The sequence below is a fragment of the Paraburkholderia sp. GV068 genome (genome assembly GCF_003058125.1).
GTDB lineage: Bacteria > Pseudomonadota > Gammaproteobacteria > Burkholderiales > Burkholderiaceae > Paraburkholderia > Paraburkholderia graminis.
This window is the reverse complement of sequence record NZ_QBUB01000006.1, coordinates 22,800-39,434: the sequence shown is the minus strand read 5'-3', so window position 1 is coordinate 39,434 and position 16,635 is coordinate 22,800. Positions and strand designations below refer to the sequence as shown.

Here is a 16,635-nt window from a genome sequence, read left to right as displayed (position 1 = left end):
TAGGTGAGCGATCGACGTGCGCTCGGATCAGTCTGAGGGCGAGTTATCTTCCGCACGGGACAGCAGCGAAGACGGCTGCGAGGTCGGTTGGGAACATGGCTGGGAAGGGCGTTGGGAAGGGCGTTGGGACGGCGGGCTGGCAAAGATCCAGCGAAGGCTGCGGCGAAGCCGCTTGCACATTCGGCTGTGAACGCTGCGGTAGGCGTCGGGCGTCGCTCCGGCGTCTCGCACGCCGTGGACCAAGGGCTATGCCGCCCGATGTGGAAATATGTGGGAAATCCCACATCAGCCCGTCGTTTTGCTAAACTCACCGCACCCTTCATCCGCCCGACTCCATGCTCTCGACCCAACGCCAGGCTGAAATCCTGCGGCTCGTCCGCGAGCAGCGCACCTGCACGATCACCGCACTTGCCGCGCGATTCGAGGTGTCCGACGAAACCATCCGCCGCAATATCAAGCCGTTGATCGAGCAGGGTCTGCTGCTGAAGGTTCACGGCGGCATCATGCTGCCCGAGCGCCTCGACGAGCCGCCGTTCGAACGGCGCATGGCGGCGAGTCTCGCGGGCAAGCGGGCCATCGGCGCGCGCATCGCCGAACTGGTCAGCGACGGCGATTCGCTGATTCTCGACGGCGGCAGCACCTGCGTGCACATCGCGCGGGCCTTAGGGGCGCGTTCGCGGCTGACGGTCATCACCAACTCGATCGAAGTGGCCCGGCTGCTCGCGCCGCACAACGGCAACCGCGTGTTCATCGCGGGCGGCGAAGTGCGGGCCGACGACGCCGCCGCGGTCGGCGACAGCGTGCAGGCTTTCTTGCGCCAGTTCCACGTGCGCTACGCGATCGTATCGGTGACGGCGATCGACATGCGCGGGCATTTCATGGATGCACTGCCGGCAGACGTCGCGTTTTCGCTGGCGGCGTTCGCGCAGGCCGAGCGCCGCGTGGTCGCCGCCGATCACGTGAAGTTCGGCCATAGCGCGCTGCTGCACGCGTTCGGCGCGGATTGCGTCGACGTGCTGGTGACTGATGAGGCGCCGGCGTCGGCGCTTGGGCAATTGCTGGCGGCGGCGGGGGTGGAGGTGGTTGTGGGCGTACCGGCGCGCGAGGAAGCGTAGGGCGGTGCTGGTATCTCGAATGGGTTAGATCGCGACTCGTTTTGAGGTCAAGGGCTGTTCAACGAATTCGGACGACGGTTTCCGTTTGCTTTTTCGTAGTCCATTCCGATCGAACTCCAACCGATGTCGCGACCGATTCTCATAGCGAACGATCTCAAGTTCGCATCGGCGCCGGCCGGCATCTCGCCAGCCACATCGCGCAGGCGCGCTTCGTCGGGCTCGACGGTGCGGATCACTGGGTCTTCGCGGGCGACCAGCAACCCGTGCTGGACGACGTCAGGCAGTTTGTCGGCAACCTTAACTTGCCGACTGCGACGTCCATTCGCTGAAGCTCAGCCCGTCACGAATGGTTTTATGTTTTGCCCATTCCACTTCGGCAGCAGTCGCGTATGTCACCCCCGGCTCCCACCAGAGTGCCGCTTCCTGTCGCACAGAAGGTCGCCTTTCCATTCGAGCGACCAACGACGCAAGCTTGGGTCGGGCAGGGGAGCGCCAGGACAATCGCAACGGACGCGTTTCGATGAACTGACAAACACAGGTGAGCAGGATGTCCTGAGCCGAAATGACACCGGGGACGAAAGCGCCGTCAGCGCCGACAAGCTGGGTCTCGAACCAGTCGAGAAGATACTGGTTGCGCATCGCACATCGCGCGGCGTGAACATTTTCTTCATGCCTGACGCCGGACCACTGCAACTGCGACACCATCGTCGTCGATACGCCGAACGTCTGTAACGTCGCGAGAACGAGCTTGTCGTGCCAGCGTTCCGTCGCGCGCACATAGTCGGATGCCAGGGGCTCCATGCCTGGGGGCGCAGGCGCGCCTGGATACGTGGACATGAGGTAATCGATGATCACAGCGGAATCCCAAAGCGTCAGGTTGCCGTCGACCAGCGTAGGAACCTGAAGCGTCGGCGCGACCTTCGCACGCTCTTCGACGCTGGGTGTCGTGAAGGTCTCCTCGCGCTCAAAATCGAGTCCCTTCTCGACAAGCACGATACGGACGGCACGAGCGAAAGGCGATCCTGTCGTGAAGAACAGCTTGCGCATCCTGGTCCCCTTGATTGACGGACGGCGTTGACGGACATCCACCGCAACGTGGCAAGCGCAGCCTGACGCCTGTGGATGAACTGCGTGCAACAAACGGCGCGCTTTTTCAGTAGGACCGGACAATCTTCCTGGACGCGCTGCAACGGGCAGGCGAAGCGTCGGCAACACCTGGACGGTCGGGCAAAAAATGTCGACGCACGGGCAGGACGGCAACGGCCTGCGCGAGGCAAAGTCCGTCACAGGATGGGACGTGACATTTCAAGGTCATCCGTCGTTCGCAGCCAAACCTTCCACCGGTTCCGGAATCCTGGCGCGCCACCAGACTTGCGCAGATCGGTTTAGGCACAGTGGCTTATCGGTTGGTGCAAAAGATACAGCGTGAGATGCCGATGAAACGCCTGATAAGCCGCGCGATGTACCACCCGCTCATCGCACTATCCATCTTCTACTTTATCGACCTGATGTACAACGTCGACTACAGTCCAACCAGCGCTCTGCTCGTGCTGGCAGCGAAATCCATGTCGCGGGTGGTGAACGTGTTCAATAAGGGGTAGGGCTGCTTCCTTGATGCCCCGTCAAACAGAAGGTCCCTCGGCCTGCCGCCCTCGTAGCGCGACGGCTATCGAACTTCCGACAATCATCGCGATTCCCGCCAGCGAGACGGCGCTGACGGTCTCGCCCCAAAAGACGTAGCCGAACAGCACTGCCCAGACGATGCTGGTGTAATTGTACGGAGCCAGGGCTGCGGCGTCGGCCTGACGGAATGCCATGGTCATCAGGAGCTGGCCTGCTGTGGCGAATGCGCCAAGCCACGCCATCAAGCCCAAAGCTTCAATCGATGGCGTACGCCATGCAAACGGCAGTGACGCGCCCATTACAACTGTGCCGACAAACGTGAAAAACAGGACAGTCGTCCCGGAGTCGTCGGTCGGCCGGATTCGCTTGATCTGAATAATCGATAACGCGCCGAAAATTGCAGAGACGATAAGAAGCACCGGCCCGAGCCAACTTGAGTGAGATCCATCGGGACGAACTACGAACAGAACACCCACGAACCCGACTAGTGCCGCAAGCGCGTCCCGGCGCATCAATCTTTCCTGCAGCAACATTGGAGCGAGCACGATAACCAATAATGTTTCTGAATAGACGATCGCGACCGCCTCGCTCAACGGAGCGTAAGGCAAGGCAGCGAAGAAACACGCCGATGCGCCAAGCAAAGTCAACGACCTGACAAGCTGTCCGCGTACGTCCATGCTTCGCAGTCTGTCGGTCAGGGGACGACCACGCAAGCACACCGCGATAGCAGGGACTAACCCAAATAGCATCCGGAAGAATGTCACTTCATTCGCCGGATACTGGAGCGCGACGGACTTGCCAAGTGCGTCAACAACGGCGAAGCAAAACATCGAAACGAGTATCAAGCAGATGCTGCGCAAAGACGTTGTCTGATTTCCCACCGTCGAAAGAAGGGGCACACTAAGCCTCATAAATCAATGTCAATCGGGACTACGAGAGCCCTGATTGTCGAGGATTTATGTGGGCGCGTCGACGGTACCTTAGCAGTGCAACGTCAGCACGCGCGACAATCACTGGTTTGCGAAACGCTTACGGCTCGACCGCAACATCCCGGTCGTCGCCCATTCCATGGTAGCCGCCCTGAAATATGACGGTCGCGTGATGGGGATTCTTTGCACGATAGACGTTGGCATAGATTGAGGTGGCGACGATGCCCGCGCCGCAGTCGAATTTCATGTCTTTATCGATTTGCCCGTTTTTGATATTGATGAGACGCAAACGAACCATCGACAACGAACAATCAGTCGACGACTGATACACACCCAGCAACAGGTGGTCCTTCGTGTGATGCCACATCGGTATTTCGACAACGCCGACTACTCGGGGATTATCGAGTCCGGTGTCGTCAAGCGTGCCAGCCTGTTGGAGCGTGATCGGTAGAACGTTTTTACCATCCCGCCACTCTCCCTGTGCTCCTCTATCGCTGATATTTAATGCAATGGGACAAGGGGCAGGGTGCGTAGGGGAAGCGGAAGGTACCTTGGGCGAATCGCCAAACGAAACAGGCTCTACTGCCTCGCATAACTGCATCTGCCCGTTCGACTGGCGTTTTCCTTGCAATGGAATGGGCACGCGATGGGCATCGTAGTAATAACTGCCATCGACTCGCCAGTGAGCAGAGTCGTTCTGGTTTGTGTCATCGTGGGTCTGCAACGACATATGAACCGGTATGCTACCAATCGTGCCGACATAGTTTCTGATTTCATACCACCCGGCGTCTGCAGACGTAGCGGCCGCAAGCAAAGACACGCATAGCGCCATACAGAAGAAATTTTTGTTGGTTTTCATACGTTATTTTCAATCGTTCTGGATCGTCCAGCATGCGGATTGTCGACGATCCGGGTCACCATGTCGAACGTCTCAGATTGGCCCACACGGCGCCCCCGGCGCCGACCCACCGCCCACGCCACTCAAATATCGATCACCACATCACCATGCGGCCTCGCGCAGCAAATCAGCACATTCCCTGCCGCAGGTGAATCCAGCGGATTGGGCTCATACGCGACGGACCCCGAGATCAACCCGCTCTCGCAGTTGTGACAGACGCCGCTGCGGCACGACCAACGGACGGGCACGTCACATGCCTCGGCGAGTTCGAGAATGCTCTGATAGGCCGACGCGTTCCAGTGCGCGGCGATGCCACTGCGCGCGAACGATACCAGCGGACCGGTGTTCACAGCGTCTTCAGGCAGATGTGGAACTCGCGTGGGTACGCCGGCGATGCCAGGCGTCATCGACTCCCCGCCGTTGAAGATTTCGACGTGAGTCCATTCGGGCGGCACGCCGAAGGCCGCGAGTGCCTCTTTCATATCCGCCATGAAGACAGTCGGTCCGCAGAGATAGAAGTCCGCGTCTCGCGGGACGCCGACCTCGTCCAGGACCGCTCGCGACAGGCGACCGGTCGCGTCGAAATCCTCGCCCATCCGGTCGCCCAAGCCGGGCCTGCTGTAACGGACGTGACTGCGGCCGTGAGCCAGCGACAGCACCAGGCGGCGCGCTTCGGCGGCGAATGGATGGTGCTGCGCGTCGCGGGCGGCATGCATCCACAAGACCTGCCGCGTCGAGCGTGCCGTCGACAGCGCGTGGAGCATTGCCAGAAGAGGCGTCGCGCCGATTCCCGCGCTGACGAGCACAACGGGCCGCAGTCCTTCCTGCAGAGTGAAGCTCCCGCGCGGCGAACTGACATCGAGCGCATCGCCAACACGCACATGCTCCCTCAGATAGTTTCCAGCCGCGCCATTCGGCTCGATCTTCGGGCTGATTCGATAGCGTTCCGTCGATGCAGCACCCGAGAGCGAGTAGCTGCGAAAAAGCGGCGGGCCGTCGACGGTCCTTTGAAGACGCAGCACCACATACTGGCCGGGCAGAGCGGGTCGGAGCGGCTGGCCGTCCGCGCTCGTCAACGTGAGAGAGAGGACGTCCGCGGACTCCGGCTCGATGGCCGCCACTGTGAGCGGTCGAAACCCGGGCGGAGCCGGATGCGTCGCCGCTGCGGGCGCGAGGCCCGCGTTACCGCCCGCGCTGCCGCTCGCCTCGCCGCTCATGCGGCTTTGCAGTAACGCCTCGAACGAAGAGCGCCATCCCGGCGAAAGCGCCTCGATTCGCAATGCGCGCTCCAGCCGATCGCGCGGATGATCGGGCGAATAGAGGAGCGCGTTGACCTCTGCGACTGTCATCCGCTCCGTTGCCTCTCCGACCTTCACGATCTCGTCGCCTGCGCCGACTTCGCCTTCTTGCAGGACGCGCAAGTAGAAGCCGGGCCGTCCGCTGGATGTCAGCAAAGCGGGCATCCGCGGCTCGTTCATCCGAATCGCGACGCGGTAGCAGGTGACCCGAGGCTGACTGACTTCGAACAGTGCGTTGCCGATCCGATAACGGTCGCCGATGCACACCGCTGAGTCGGGCATTCCCTCGATCGTGAAGTTCTCGCCGAACTGGCCGTAGACGAGATCGGATCGTTTCAACTGCTCCTGCCAGTAACGGTACGATTCGATCTGGTAGACGAAGACGGCTCGCTGCTCACCGCCGTGTCCAGCGAGATCGCCTTGGCCGTCTCCATCGAGATTCAGCCGCCTGGCCCAACAGCGACCCGGCACCGGGTTCTTCCAGATCCCGGTGTGGACAGTGCGGCCATTCCAGTCGATGTCGCGCGGAAGCCCGACATTCACCGATAGCAGTTGAGCCATGCAAGCCTCAATTACGTTCTTGAGTCGATCTTTCGGGCGAGGAAGTCGCGTATCAGCGGCACCATCTCGTCAGCCTTGTCTTCGAGCGCGAAATGACCCGTGTCGAGCAGATGAGTCTCGACGTGCGGCAAATCTTCTTTGTACGGATACGCGCCGTCCGCCGGAAAGATGGCGTCGTTCTTGCCCCAGACGATCAGCATCGGCGGCTTGAACTCACGGAAATACGCCTGCACCTTCGGGTAAAGAGGCAGATTGGTCCGGTAGTCATAGAACAGGTCGAGCTGGATGTCGTTATTGCCGGGGCGATCGAGCAGCGCCTGGTCATGGACCCAGTTGTCCGGAGAAACACGCGTGCGGTCGGACACGCCATCGGTATATTGAAAGATGGTTGTCTCGAGCGTGAGCAGCGGCAGCAATGCTTTGCGGCTCGCGTCCGAGCCGTCGGCCCAATACGCCTTGATGGGGTCCCAGAATGCCTTGAGGCCCTCGTCATAGGCGTTTCCGTTCTGGACGATAAAACCCGCCACGCGATCCGGATGCTTCAGAGCAAGCCGCCAGCCGACGGGCGCGCCATAGTCCATGACATACATCGTGTACCGATCCGCGCCGAGTTGGTCGAGCAGGCCGTCCACTAATTCAGCGTAGCGGTCGAACGTGTAGGCGAATTCGGCACGGTCCGGCATGTCGCTCTGACCATAGCCGGGATAGTCCGGTGCAATCACGTGATAGCGGTCGGCGAGTGCAGGAATCAGGTTCCTGAACATATGCGACGAGGTTGGAAAACCATGCAATAGCAGCACAACGGGAGCGTCGAGCGGTCCGGCCTGTCGGTAAAAGATCTTCAATCCATCCACCACCGCGATTCGATGATAGGTGACGGGAACGGCAGGACCGGTGCGGTCGGCAGCAGACGAAGTACTCGAGGCTGGACTGGCCATTGCGATGCTCCTTGTTCGGATGGCCGGTCCGCGATCACCTTCTTTGCTCGAGGATGTCGAGCCGCGGCTCAGCACTGTGTGAGAGCTACAGAAATACGCTGCAAGAAAGGCATGTGAAGCGAGGAAGTTCGGACGCCGACACCAGGATCAAGTCATTGCGGCGACGACGTCGTCAGTGGATACCACCGCGTGCGCGAGAAACGCATAGTTGATCATGGCCGCTTTATAGCCATCACCCCAGACGGGATGACGTGGCCCCGCGGTCGCATCGGCTACGACCGACACTTCAAAGCCCTGCTCGAGCAGGTCGCGCAAATGCGCTTCCACGCACATGTTGGCGAGCATGCCGCCGAGCACGACTTTGCTCATGTGACGTTTGCGCAATTGCAGTACAAGGTCATTAGTTTGCGGACCGAAGACCTTGTGCGGACTCACGACGATGGTCTGGCCGTCATCAATGTAAGGCTTGAACTCAGCCAGCCAATCCGCGCCCGAGCCTTCGAATCCCTGGAGGTTCAAAGCGCCTTCTCGCGCGAACGTACCGGTTGCGAATTCGTCCGCTTCGAGCGGGCCGTTGAACTGCCACGCGCGATCGGTCGGAAAGAAGTAATGCGGAGATATGAATACATTGATCTTCGCGGCTTTTGCGGCCTTGAAGATCCTCAACATGTTTTCGACGGTTCTGTTTTCCGTGACGCTCGCACCCACCGCACCCCAATTCTTTCCCGTCGGGCTCAACACGTCGTTCTGGGGGTCGATGAAGACCACGGCCGTATCGGTTGGATCACAGTTCATGCCGGGTCCTCAGTAGAGAAACGGATGGCCGTCGAGCCTCCGCTTACATGAAGTGTTAGGAAGCGTAGGTTAGTCGCTACCGTTTAGCAATGCGGAATTTTGGTGCGACTGTGGCCCCTTTCGCGAGAGAGAACATCGTGTCATGCGAACGTGGTGCGCGGCATGTCTATCCTCTCTGGCGATGAACGCGATCGTGCTTTTGCTGTGATGTCGACTCCGCACCATCGAGGTGCCATTCATATGCAAAAGCTGAATCGCGTTCGAGCCACTTCTGCGCGCGTCGAATAACGCGCAGCGTATCCATGCGCCGCCAGATGCATTACTGCTGCGCATGCTTTGCTGCGTCTTCAATCACCGCGGCCACTTCCTTCGGGCGCGACTCATACACCGAATGGCTTGCACCCGCCAACACCGTGGTATGGCTATGCGCGCGCTGGTAATAGAAGCGTTCGAGATCCGGATTGATGATCTTGTCGTCGGCCGCGACGATACCCCAGCTCGGCTTCATGGTCCACGCGGCCACTTTCATCGGCGCGGAGAAAACTTTCGCGGCCGTCAGGATCTGCGAGCGTGATTCGAACTCGGCTTCCTTCAGCGGCAGATCCGCCGCGAAATCCTTCGCGAAGTCGGCGGGATTCAGATAGGTGTAGCCGTCGTCGGTTTTTTTGATTGCGCCTGCCTGCTTCGACGTATAGCTGGGCATCTGCTTGCCGAGGTCGCTTTCGTCTTCGCCGACTGCCGGTGCATGCGCTGCAACGTACACCAGACCGGCCACTTTCGGATCGACGCCCGCCTCGGTGATAACCGAGCCGCCGTAGCTATGCGCGACCAGAATGGTGGGGCCATCCTGCAGATCGATGACGCGTTTCGCGGCGGCCACGTCGTCGTCGAGCGACGTCAGCGGCTCCTGCACCATCGTGACGTGATAACCGTCTTTGGTGAGGATGTCGTAGACCGGCTTCCACCCCGAGCCGTCGACCCACGCGCCATGAACCAGAACGATGTTCTTGATCGGCGCCGTAGCGGGTTGCGTGGTTTGCGCCATTGCGCCAGCGGATCCCAAAAGACTGGCGGCCAAGGTCAAGGTCGATACTGCGAAAGGAAAAATCTTCACTTTGAAACTCCAACGAAAAAGGTTTGATTTGAAGAGCGGGCGACGCTAAACGACATCGCGTGTCAATGCACGACGGAGTCGCTGAGCAGGGCCACTTAACTGCCGGAGTAGATATTGCAGTAGCTAACCGGGCCGACGCAGCCGGAGCTCATCGCCGTCTGAAGCCGTGTGCCCGCGGCGGAAGTGCCACGCTGCGCGACACCGCCGACAGCTTGCGTAGTCAGTTGCCCGTCGTTCTGTGCGGCGATCCTGGCTTCTGCCGCCTGGACATCAGCCGGGTAGTTGACGTCATCACCTCGGCTCGGGTTATAGCCCGCCTGCTCGACGCGAACAAGATCCGCCCGAACTTCTGCGCGCGTCAGCGGGGCGCTCGACTGAGCAAAACTGAGAACGGGAGCGCCAAGCGTGGCAGCGGCGAGTGCAAGAGCAACGAACAGTTTCGACATGATAGGAACTCCTAAATAAAATTAAAATTTGCTGGACCATGAGTTAGCCAGCGGGACAGTGATAACGACAAGCCGGATCGGTGCTCGGGTGATTTCGATTATCGGTCGATATCGGTTCGGCTTTGGTCTACATGGGGGCAAACACGGGCGCCGCGTGCTTATTCCAAAAGATTTTCACAATCGATCCGATTGCCGTGTCGCATTGCGGGAAGCGGGTACGGGGTTTGCTCGCATCCGGTGACGAACGATGGCGACTAACGCAAGACAACCTCCACAGGTTGCGCGCTGGCCCAAACCGCTTTAAGAGGCGGACTTTTTACCGGAGGAACGAAGATGAACAAGGATCAGCGTGAAGGAATCAAGGAAGAGCTCAAAGGCTTCGTGAACAAGGGCGTTGGCTCGATCACCGGAAACGAGGGCCGCAAGGCGAAGGGCGAGGCGCAGATCACGACCGGCGATAACCGCAAGGAGCTCGGCGACCAGACGGACAACATCGAGAAAGGCAAGGTCGATCCGGGCAATCCGTCCAACCTTTAATGCTCGAGAAGTGCGGCCAGTCTTGGCTCAGCTCACCGATCGGAAGGAGCAGTCGGATGCAGGAAGTGCACACTCATCGCGGTTTCACGGTGACCGTTCTCGCGGAAGACGATCCCGCAGGCGGCTCGACGGTGACCACGCGAATACAACGTGACGACGGCGGTCAACCGGACAACGGCGAGTGGACCGCGCCGCGCCAGAGCCGCTCGCGTTTTCGCGGCGCGGCCGCAATCGGCGCGGCGCTCGACGACGCGCGCCGCCAGATAGACAGCGCCTTGGGCAGCGACGACCCACTCGGCGAATAAGCGCCGCTGTCCAAATTGGTGCGCGTCGCGCGTTGCCGCTTGCATCGCGAGCCATTAACAATCCCCACCCACAACCCATCCCCACGAGCGCCACCTCGCACAGCCGAATCCCGCCAACGCGTAAAATGGCCGGTTATCACTGGCAAGCAACGCTTCGAAAAATCGTGGCGGTAGACAACGCACCGTCCGCCGAATCGATTCCATCGCGCCGCTTGCCTTCGCCGGCTTGAAGAGGATGCACGCTGATGTCGTCAGTTTTCTTTGATCGCGAACGGATTGCAGAGTGGCTCGGTGATCACACCGTCGCCAAGGCGCGCGCGGTCGGCCCTGTCACCAACATGCAATGGCACGGAGCCACACTGACGGGCGACGTGCAGGGCAGCCAGCCCGAGCCCTACCGAACCCGCGTGCGCTTTCGCACGGACGGCGGCACGCCGTGGGCGCAGAGCGATTGCAGTTGTCCGGTCGGCCGCAATTGCAAGCATGTGGCCGCGCTGCTGCTTGCCGAGCTCGAGTATCACGACGAGATGGACCACATCATTCGCGTCGACGACGATGAGCGCAGCGACAGCGCGCCGCTCGTAACGCAACGTGCGTCGGTGGAACGCTTCGGTCCGCCGCAGGGCGTGCGCCCCGAGCTCGTGAGCTGGCTCGAACGCTTCCGTGCGCGCGCCGAAGCCGCCGATGCCGCCGCTCAGAAAACGGCTGCCGCCCGCACCGAAACGCTCGCCTACCGGCTCAACTGGTCCGACTTCCACATGCGCCACGAGGTCGTGCTGTATCGCGCGCGCTGCGATGCGGATGGCCGCATCGTCGAGGTCGGCGAGACGTGGGGCAATGTAGAGTCGGCGCTGCTCAAGCAACCCCGGTTCGTGTCGGACGAAGATCTGTCGATTCTGCGCGGCCTGTGGCTTGGCCGTTCGCGCGAAGACTTCGGGCAATTTATTCTGCGCGGCACGAGCGGCGCGGAAATGCTGCAAAAGCTGATCGCCACCGGGCGCCTCTTCTTCGACTTCAAGCTCGCGCCCGGCGATGACGCGCCGACGCCGCTCGCGCGCGCCGCCGACCGGCCGGGGCGCATCGAATGGGAACCGCTCGCCGACCAGCGTCTGCGTCCCGTGCTGCGCACCGAGCCGCGCGCGAGCATGGTGCTGCCGACCGAGCCCGTCTGGTACGTGGATGGCGACGCGCGGGAGGCGGGCATCGTGCGCTCGTCGCTGCCGTTCCAGCAATTGCCCGACTACCTCGCGATGCCGCCGATCTCGCTGGCCGAAGCGCCGCTCGTCGCGTCCGTGCTGCGCGAAGTCGCGCCCGAGTTGCCGTTGCCGCCTACCCACGACACATCGGCGATTCGCGTGATCGATGTCGAACCCGTGCCCGTGCTTACGCTGAACAGCCACGCGCTGCCGTCCGCTGGAAAGACCAGCAAGCCTGGCAAGGCGGGCAACGTCGCCAAAAGCCAGGCCGTCGAACTGGCCGGCGTGAGCTTCGACTACGACGGCGTCAGCATCAACGTGGACAGCAGCGTCACGCTCGTGCCCATGCCGGGCGGCGACGTCATCCATATTCGCCGCCGCTACGACGCCGAGAAAAAGCGCCTGCTCGAACTGCGCAAGACCGGGTTGCAGAAGGTGCCCACGAGCCGCGTGTTCGCGTCGCGTCTGTTACCCGACACGATGCTCGGCTTGCCCGATGCCGAAGCGTGGTCCGCGTTCGTCAACGACGCCGTGCCCGAACTCGTCAGCAAGGGCTGGCGTGTGACGATGGCGCCCGAGTTCCGCTACAACGTGATCGAGATCGATGCAATCGACGGCACCGCGCATCAGGCCGGCGACGGGTGGTTCGATCTGGAAATGGGCATCCGCATCGGCGAGCGCAACGTGCGGCTCGAACCGCTGCTCGCCGATCTGTTCCGGCGCGACCGGCGCTGGCTTGGCGGCGCGCTCGAAGCCATCGCCGACGACGAGCCGATCGAGCTCAAGACCGAAGAGAATAAGCGCTTGCGGCTGCGCGCCGACCGGCTCAAACCGGTGGTGCGTGTGCTGGTCGATCTGTTCGATTCGCTCGGCGGGTCGCTCGCCGATGGTGCGCCGCTGCGCGTGCCGTCCGTCGACGCAGGCCGCCTGCAGGCGTTGAGCGACACAGGCCGCTGGCAATTCCGTGGCGACGATTCGATCCGCCGGCTCGCCGAGCGTCTGCAAGCCGGTCCGCGTTTGCGCGAGGTGCCGGTGCCCGCGGCCTTGCGCGCGCAATTGCGCGCTTATCAGCAGCAGGGCCTGAACTGGATGCAGTATCTGCGCGAGCAAGGTCTTGCCGGTGTGCTCGCCGACGACATGGGCCTCGGCAAAACCGTGCAGACGCTCGCGCACATTCTCGCGGAGAAAGAGGCCGGACGGCTCGACAAGCCCGCGCTGATCGTCGTGCCGACCACACTCGTGCACAACTGGCGCGAGGAAGCGCGACGCTTTGCACCCGAGCTGAAAGTGCTGGTGCTCAACGGCCCGCAGCGCAAGGAGCGCTTCGAGCAGATCAGCGAACACGAACTGATTCTGACGACGTACGCGTTGTTGTGGCGCGATCAGAAGGTGCTCGCCGAACATCAATATCACCTGCTGATTCTCGACGAAGCGCAGTACGTGAAGAACGCCACGACGAAGGCCGCGCAGGCGATCCGTGGTTTGAGCGCGCGCCATCGTCTGTGTCTGACCGGCACGCCGCTCGAGAATCACCTCGGCGAATTGTGGTCGCAGTTCGATTTTCTGCTGCCCGGATTTCTCGGCAGCCAGAAGGACTTCACGCGCCGCTGGCGCAATCCGATCGAAAAGAATAACGACGGCGTGCGCCGCTCGCTGCTCGCGCGCCGCATCCGGCCATTCATGCTGCGGCGTCGCAAGGACGAGGTCGCGAAAGAACTGCCGGCCAAGACGACGATTGTATGTTCCGTCGATCTCGAAGGCGCGCAGCGCGATCTCTACGAAACCGTGCGCACGGCGATGCAGGAAAAGGTGCGCGCCGCGGTGAGCGCGCAGGGCCTCGCGCGCAGCCACATCATCGTGCTCGATGCGCTGCTGAAGTTGCGGCAGGTGTGTTGCGATCCGCGTCTCGTGCGCACGCTGCGGACTGCTCAGAACGTCGGCGAAGTTAGCGAAGGTTCGAGCGCTCATACGGCACGGGCTTCCGATAAAACAGAGAAGGGGGTGCGTTCGGCCAAGCTCGATCTGTTGCTCTCGATGCTGCCCGAACTGATCGACGAAGGCCGCCGCGTTCTGCTGTTCTCGCAGTTCACCGGCATGTTGTCGCTGATCGCGCAAGCGCTCGACGAAGCCGCGATTCCCTACGTGATCCTGACGGGCGACACGACCGACCGCGTCACGCCCGTGCAGCGTTTTCAGCAAGGCGAAGTGCCGTTGTTCCTCATCAGCCTGAAGGCGGGCGGCGTGGGTCTGAATCTGACCGCCGCCGACACGGTGATTCACTACGACCCCTGGTGGAATCCGGCCGCCGAGAATCAGGCCACCGACCGCGCGCATCGGCTCGGTCAGGACAAGCCCGTGTTCGTCTACAAGCTGATCGCGGCAGGCAGCATCGAAGAAAAGATCGTGGAATTACAGGAGCAGAAGGCGGGCCTCGCCGACAGCATTCTCTCCGAAGACGCCGCGGGCGCCGCCAAATTCTCCGACGACGACCTCGACGCGCTCTTTGCGCCGATGCCCGAGCTGGAAGGCTCGAAGTGACGCGCGCGGTCGCAACGACCGTGCGTGTCGATCACAACCACGCGTCTTTCAAAAACGCCGTGCCGCTCTAAAGCCCGCGTTTTCATCGTATTCAAATCTCGTCACATCTGACTCGCTACTGTTCAAAGGCGTCACAAATCGTCAAGGATTGCTGAGTTTGACCTGATGCCGTCAACGGTTTCTTTTCGCACTCGTTGAACACGCGACCATTAATCGGTCAGTCAACGCATACGTTAAGGAAAACACCGTCATGAACAAGCAACTTCTCGCCGCCGCCGTCGCTGGTCTGTTCTCGATCGCCGCTTTCGCGCAAGCCTCCGCGCCCGCAGCTGCTTCCGCGCCGCAAGCGGCTCCGATGCATGCAGCTTCGGCCGCAACGCACGAAGGCGAGCCGGTAGCCGCGCATCATCACGCGAAGAAGCAGCACAAGCACGCGCACAAGCACGCGCATAAGCATGCGGCATCGACGGCACAGGGCGACGACAACAGCGCGCCCGTAGCCGACGAAGCAGCGCCTGCCAAGCCGTAATTTTTCCGTCGGTTAGCGAGTCTGCGAAGAAGCGGGCCGGAGCGAGCGCATCGGCCCGCATCGCCGCATTCGCCCGCATTCGCTTCACATCGGCATGAAGAGCGCCATCCGGCCGCGACGCCGATTTGCATGATTGCATGGTTGCATTAGCGCACACACAAAAACGCGAGCGCTGAAACGCCGCTCGGCAAGATCACGATCTCTTCTCATCCGTTAATGAAAATCTGTTTGCCCCGACGCGCAGCGCCGCGCGTTCTGAAGCTGCTCGCATGGTCATTGGCCGGCGCGCTGAGCGGCTGCTCGCTGCTTTCGCCGAGCACGCCGTTGCTCGAAGCGCCGGTCAGTTCGTCCTACGATCCGATCTCGGCCTGGACGGCCGGCAATGCGTCGGCCGCGTTGAATCCGCCGACCGTGCCCGCGGGGTTTTATCGCGTGAATCCGGGCGATACGCTGACGGCCATTGCGCACGACTTCGGCCGCGACGCGTCGGCGATCGCGCAATGGAATCGTCTTTCCGCGGATGGCTCGCTGCGCGCCGGGCAGATATTGCGCGTCGCTCCGCCCGCGGCAACGCAGAACGTTGCGGCCGCAACGGATCAGCGCGCGGCCGCAACAGCGGACAAGCACACGGATGCCGCATTGACCACCGCCGCCGACGCCAAAGCGCGGCTTGCCTGGCCCGTTAGCGGCGCGGTCACCGAGCCGTTCGTGGCCGGCAAGACCAAGGGCGTGACGATCGCCACGCGCGCTGGCGAACAGGTCAAAGCCGCGGCGAGCGGCCGCGTCGTCTATGCGGGCGGCGGCATCGCCGGTTATGGCCAGCTCATCATCGTCAAGCACGACTCGCATTTGTTGACCGCTTACGGCAACAACCGCGCGCTGCTCGTCAAGGAAGGCGCACCCGTCAAGAAAGGGCAGGCCATTGCGGAAGTTTCCGCGGACGCCGCCGGCGATGCGTCCGTGCATTTCGAAGTACGCAAGGACGGCAAACCCGTCGATCCGCTTGCCTACCTTCCCAAGCGCCATTAAGCCGGCGTTTGTTTCCCCGAACCCACCAGACCGCACACGACGCGCGGCGCTGTTCACGCAGCGCGGCGCGCGCGACAACGCTCATGATCTCTGATTTCCGCAGTTGTTCGACAGGCCGCCTTTCATCGGCGCTTGCATTGTTAGGCGCCGCGCTCGTGCTGGCTGGCTGCGCGCAACCCGACGCGGGCGTAAGCCCGTCGGGCTTCGACGCCCCGGCCATTCACACGCTGCGAGGCGCGGGCGGATCGCGCTCGAAACATAGCGACGGCGTCGGTGCGGACGCTGCCGGCGTGCCGCTCGCGTCGGCCCCGCAGCCGCACGCGCACCGGCAGCCGCACGCGGACGCAGACGCGAACGCCGATGCAGACACCGACACTCAGTCCAGCGCCGACGATTCGCCCATCGTGCCGGCCTGCGCCTGCGGCAAGGGCTTTCAGCAAACGGGCTTCGCTTCGTGGTACGGCAAGCTCTTCGACGGACGCCGAACCGCGAGCGGCGAACGCTACAACATGCATGCGTTGACGGCGGCGCATCGCACGTTGCCGCTAGGCGCTTGCGTGCGTGTGACGGCGCACGGCCGGCCGCGCTCGGTGGTGGTGCGCATCAACGACCGCGGGCCGTTCGCGCGCGGTCGCATCATCGATCTTTCGTATGCCGCCGCGGAAGCGCTCGGCGTTCGCGCGGCGGGCCATGCACAGGTCACGCTCGAACACATCGCGCCGGTGCGCGGCGCCGACGGCACGCGTCGCTGCATGGATCAGCCGGTCTGATGTGACGCGTCGCT

General features: G+C 62.1%; 17 protein-coding genes. 8 read left to right on the top strand and 9 right to left on the bottom strand.

The features are described from left to right. Window positions 1–335: 335 nt before the first annotated feature. On the top strand, window positions 336–1,115 hold the full coding sequence (locus C8K18_RS14265; protein WP_107707852.1) for a DeoR/GlpR family DNA-binding transcription regulator: 780 nt from the start codon (window positions 336–338) through the stop codon (window positions 1,113–1,115). A 47-nt stretch (window positions 1,116–1,162) separates the two neighbouring features. Here the strand turns inward: C8K18_RS14265 and C8K18_RS33305 are convergent, their stop codons facing one another. Then, window positions 1,163–1,351 (bottom strand): hypothetical protein, encoded by a 189-nt coding sequence (locus tag C8K18_RS33305; RefSeq protein WP_165919854.1) that lies wholly within the window; start codon window positions 1,349–1,351, stop codon window positions 1,163–1,165. Between the two features lie 61 nt (window positions 1,352–1,412). Beyond that, the gene (locus C8K18_RS14255; protein ID WP_107707850.1) at window positions 1,413–2,162 is read right to left on the bottom strand and encodes a glutathione S-transferase family protein; all 750 of its coding nucleotides are present in this window, start codon (window positions 2,160–2,162) and stop codon (window positions 1,413–1,415) included. A 389-nt stretch (window positions 2,163–2,551) separates the two neighbouring features. On the opposite strand from C8K18_RS14255, the gene C8K18_RS14250 reads away from it, so the two are divergent. After that, entirely contained in the window at window positions 2,552–2,716 is a 165-nt protein-coding gene (locus C8K18_RS14250; protein ID WP_165919853.1) for a hypothetical protein, read from the top strand. A 21-nt stretch (window positions 2,717–2,737) separates the two neighbouring features. Here the strand turns inward: C8K18_RS14250 and C8K18_RS14245 are convergent, their stop codons facing one another. The 7 genes from C8K18_RS14245 to C8K18_RS14210 all read right to left on the bottom strand — a co-directional run bounded on the left by C8K18_RS14245 (window position 2,738) and on the right by C8K18_RS14210 (window position 9,717). Further along, window positions 2,738–3,649, bottom strand: a complete 912-nt coding sequence (locus C8K18_RS14245; protein WP_044021346.1) for a DMT family transporter — start codon at window positions 3,647–3,649, stop codon at window positions 2,738–2,740. Window positions 3,650–3,767: 118 nt separating this feature from the next. Continuing rightward, window positions 3,768–4,526: a hypothetical protein gene (locus C8K18_RS14240; RefSeq protein ID WP_107707848.1), complete on the bottom strand. Its 759-nt coding sequence runs from the start codon at window positions 4,524–4,526 to the stop codon at window positions 3,768–3,770. Window positions 4,527–4,648: 122 nt separating this feature from the next. Continuing rightward, complete coding sequence (locus C8K18_RS14235; protein WP_107707847.1) at window positions 4,649–6,424, bottom strand: MOSC and FAD-binding oxidoreductase domain-containing protein; 1,776 nt, start codon at window positions 6,422–6,424, stop codon at window positions 4,649–4,651. Between the two features lie 11 nt (window positions 6,425–6,435). Then, window positions 6,436–7,362, bottom strand: coding sequence for an alpha/beta fold hydrolase (locus tag C8K18_RS14230; RefSeq protein WP_107707846.1), 927 nt, complete (start codon window positions 7,360–7,362; stop codon window positions 6,436–6,438). A 147-nt stretch (window positions 7,363–7,509) separates the two neighbouring features. Beyond that, window positions 7,510–8,157 carry an isochorismatase family protein gene (locus C8K18_RS14225; RefSeq protein WP_107707845.1) on the bottom strand — a complete coding sequence of 216 codons (648 nt, stop codon included), beginning with the start codon at window positions 8,155–8,157 and terminating at the stop codon, window positions 7,510–7,512. A gap of 319 nt (window positions 8,158–8,476) precedes the next feature. Further along, entirely contained in the window at window positions 8,477–9,202 is a 726-nt protein-coding gene (locus C8K18_RS14215) for an alpha/beta fold hydrolase (protein WP_232292293.1), read from the bottom strand. Window positions 9,203–9,366: 164 nt separating this feature from the next. Next, window positions 9,367–9,717 carry a DUF4148 domain-containing protein gene (locus C8K18_RS14210; protein ID WP_053860580.1) on the bottom strand — a complete coding sequence of 117 codons (351 nt, stop codon included), beginning with the start codon at window positions 9,715–9,717 and terminating at the stop codon, window positions 9,367–9,369. Between the two features lie 333 nt (window positions 9,718–10,050). On the opposite strand from C8K18_RS14210, the gene C8K18_RS14205 reads away from it, so the two are divergent. From C8K18_RS14205 to C8K18_RS14180, 6 genes are all read left to right on the top strand, one after another. Next, window positions 10,051–10,254, top strand: a complete 204-nt coding sequence (locus C8K18_RS14205; RefSeq protein WP_006050307.1) for a CsbD family protein — start codon at window positions 10,051–10,053, stop codon at window positions 10,252–10,254. 56 nt (window positions 10,255–10,310) lie between these two features. Continuing rightward, on the top strand, window positions 10,311–10,559 hold the full coding sequence (locus C8K18_RS14200; RefSeq protein ID WP_107707843.1) for a hypothetical protein: 249 nt from the start codon (window positions 10,311–10,313) through the stop codon (window positions 10,557–10,559). A 245-nt stretch (window positions 10,560–10,804) separates the two neighbouring features. Beyond that, entirely contained in the window at window positions 10,805–14,293 is a 3,489-nt protein-coding gene (locus C8K18_RS14195) for a DEAD/DEAH box helicase (RefSeq protein WP_107707842.1), read from the top strand. Between the two features lie 250 nt (window positions 14,294–14,543). After that, the gene (locus C8K18_RS14190; RefSeq protein WP_107707841.1) at window positions 14,544–14,822 is read left to right on the top strand and encodes a hypothetical protein; all 279 of its coding nucleotides are present in this window, start codon (window positions 14,544–14,546) and stop codon (window positions 14,820–14,822) included. A gap of 216 nt (window positions 14,823–15,038) precedes the next feature. Then, window positions 15,039–15,851: a peptidoglycan DD-metalloendopeptidase family protein gene (locus tag C8K18_RS14185; RefSeq protein WP_107707840.1), complete on the top strand. Its 813-nt coding sequence runs from the start codon at window positions 15,039–15,041 to the stop codon at window positions 15,849–15,851. An 83-nt stretch (window positions 15,852–15,934) separates the two neighbouring features. After that, window positions 15,935–16,621 (top strand): septal ring lytic transglycosylase RlpA family protein, encoded by a 687-nt coding sequence (locus C8K18_RS14180; RefSeq protein WP_107707839.1) that lies wholly within the window; start codon window positions 15,935–15,937, stop codon window positions 16,619–16,621. Window positions 16,622–16,635: the final 14 nt, after the last annotated feature.

Coding starts and splice junctions, on each gene's coding strand:
- C8K18_RS14265 (WP_107707852.1), top strand. CDS start 336: ATGCTCTCGACCCAACGCCAGGCTGAAATCCTGCGGCTCGTCCGCGAG.
- C8K18_RS14255 (WP_107707850.1), bottom strand. CDS start 2,162: ATGCGCAAGCTGTTCTTCACGACAGGATCGCCTTTCGCTCGTGCCGTC.
- C8K18_RS14250 (WP_165919853.1), top strand. CDS start 2,552: ATGAAACGCCTGATAAGCCGCGCGATGTACCACCCGCTCATCGCACTA.
- C8K18_RS14245 (WP_044021346.1), bottom strand. CDS start 3,649: ATGAGGCTTAGTGTGCCCCTTCTTTCGACGGTGGGAAATCAGACAACG.
- C8K18_RS14240 (WP_107707848.1), bottom strand. CDS start 4,526: ATGAAAACCAACAAAAATTTCTTCTGTATGGCGCTATGCGTGTCTTTG.
- C8K18_RS14235 (WP_107707847.1), bottom strand. CDS start 6,424: ATGGCTCAACTGCTATCGGTGAATGTCGGGCTTCCGCGCGACATCGAC.
- C8K18_RS14230 (WP_107707846.1), bottom strand. CDS start 7,362: ATGGCCAGTCCAGCCTCGAGTACTTCGTCTGCTGCCGACCGCACCGGT.
- C8K18_RS14225 (WP_107707845.1), bottom strand. CDS start 8,157: ATGAACTGTGATCCAACCGATACGGCCGTGGTCTTCATCGACCCCCAG.
- C8K18_RS14215 (WP_232292293.1), bottom strand. CDS start 9,202: ATGGCGCAAACCACGCAACCCGCTACGGCGCCGATCAAGAACATCGTT.
- C8K18_RS14210 (WP_053860580.1), bottom strand. CDS start 9,717: ATGTCGAAACTGTTCGTTGCTCTTGCACTCGCCGCTGCCACGCTTGGC.
- C8K18_RS14205 (WP_006050307.1), top strand. CDS start 10,051: ATGAACAAGGATCAGCGTGAAGGAATCAAGGAAGAGCTCAAAGGCTTC.
- C8K18_RS14200 (WP_107707843.1), top strand. CDS start 10,311: ATGCAGGAAGTGCACACTCATCGCGGTTTCACGGTGACCGTTCTCGCG.
- C8K18_RS14195 (WP_107707842.1), top strand. CDS start 10,805: ATGTCGTCAGTTTTCTTTGATCGCGAACGGATTGCAGAGTGGCTCGGT.
- C8K18_RS14190 (WP_107707841.1), top strand. CDS start 14,544: ATGAACAAGCAACTTCTCGCCGCCGCCGTCGCTGGTCTGTTCTCGATC.
- C8K18_RS14185 (WP_107707840.1), top strand. CDS start 15,039: ATGAAAATCTGTTTGCCCCGACGCGCAGCGCCGCGCGTTCTGAAGCTG.
- C8K18_RS14180 (WP_107707839.1), top strand. CDS start 15,935: ATGATCTCTGATTTCCGCAGTTGTTCGACAGGCCGCCTTTCATCGGCG.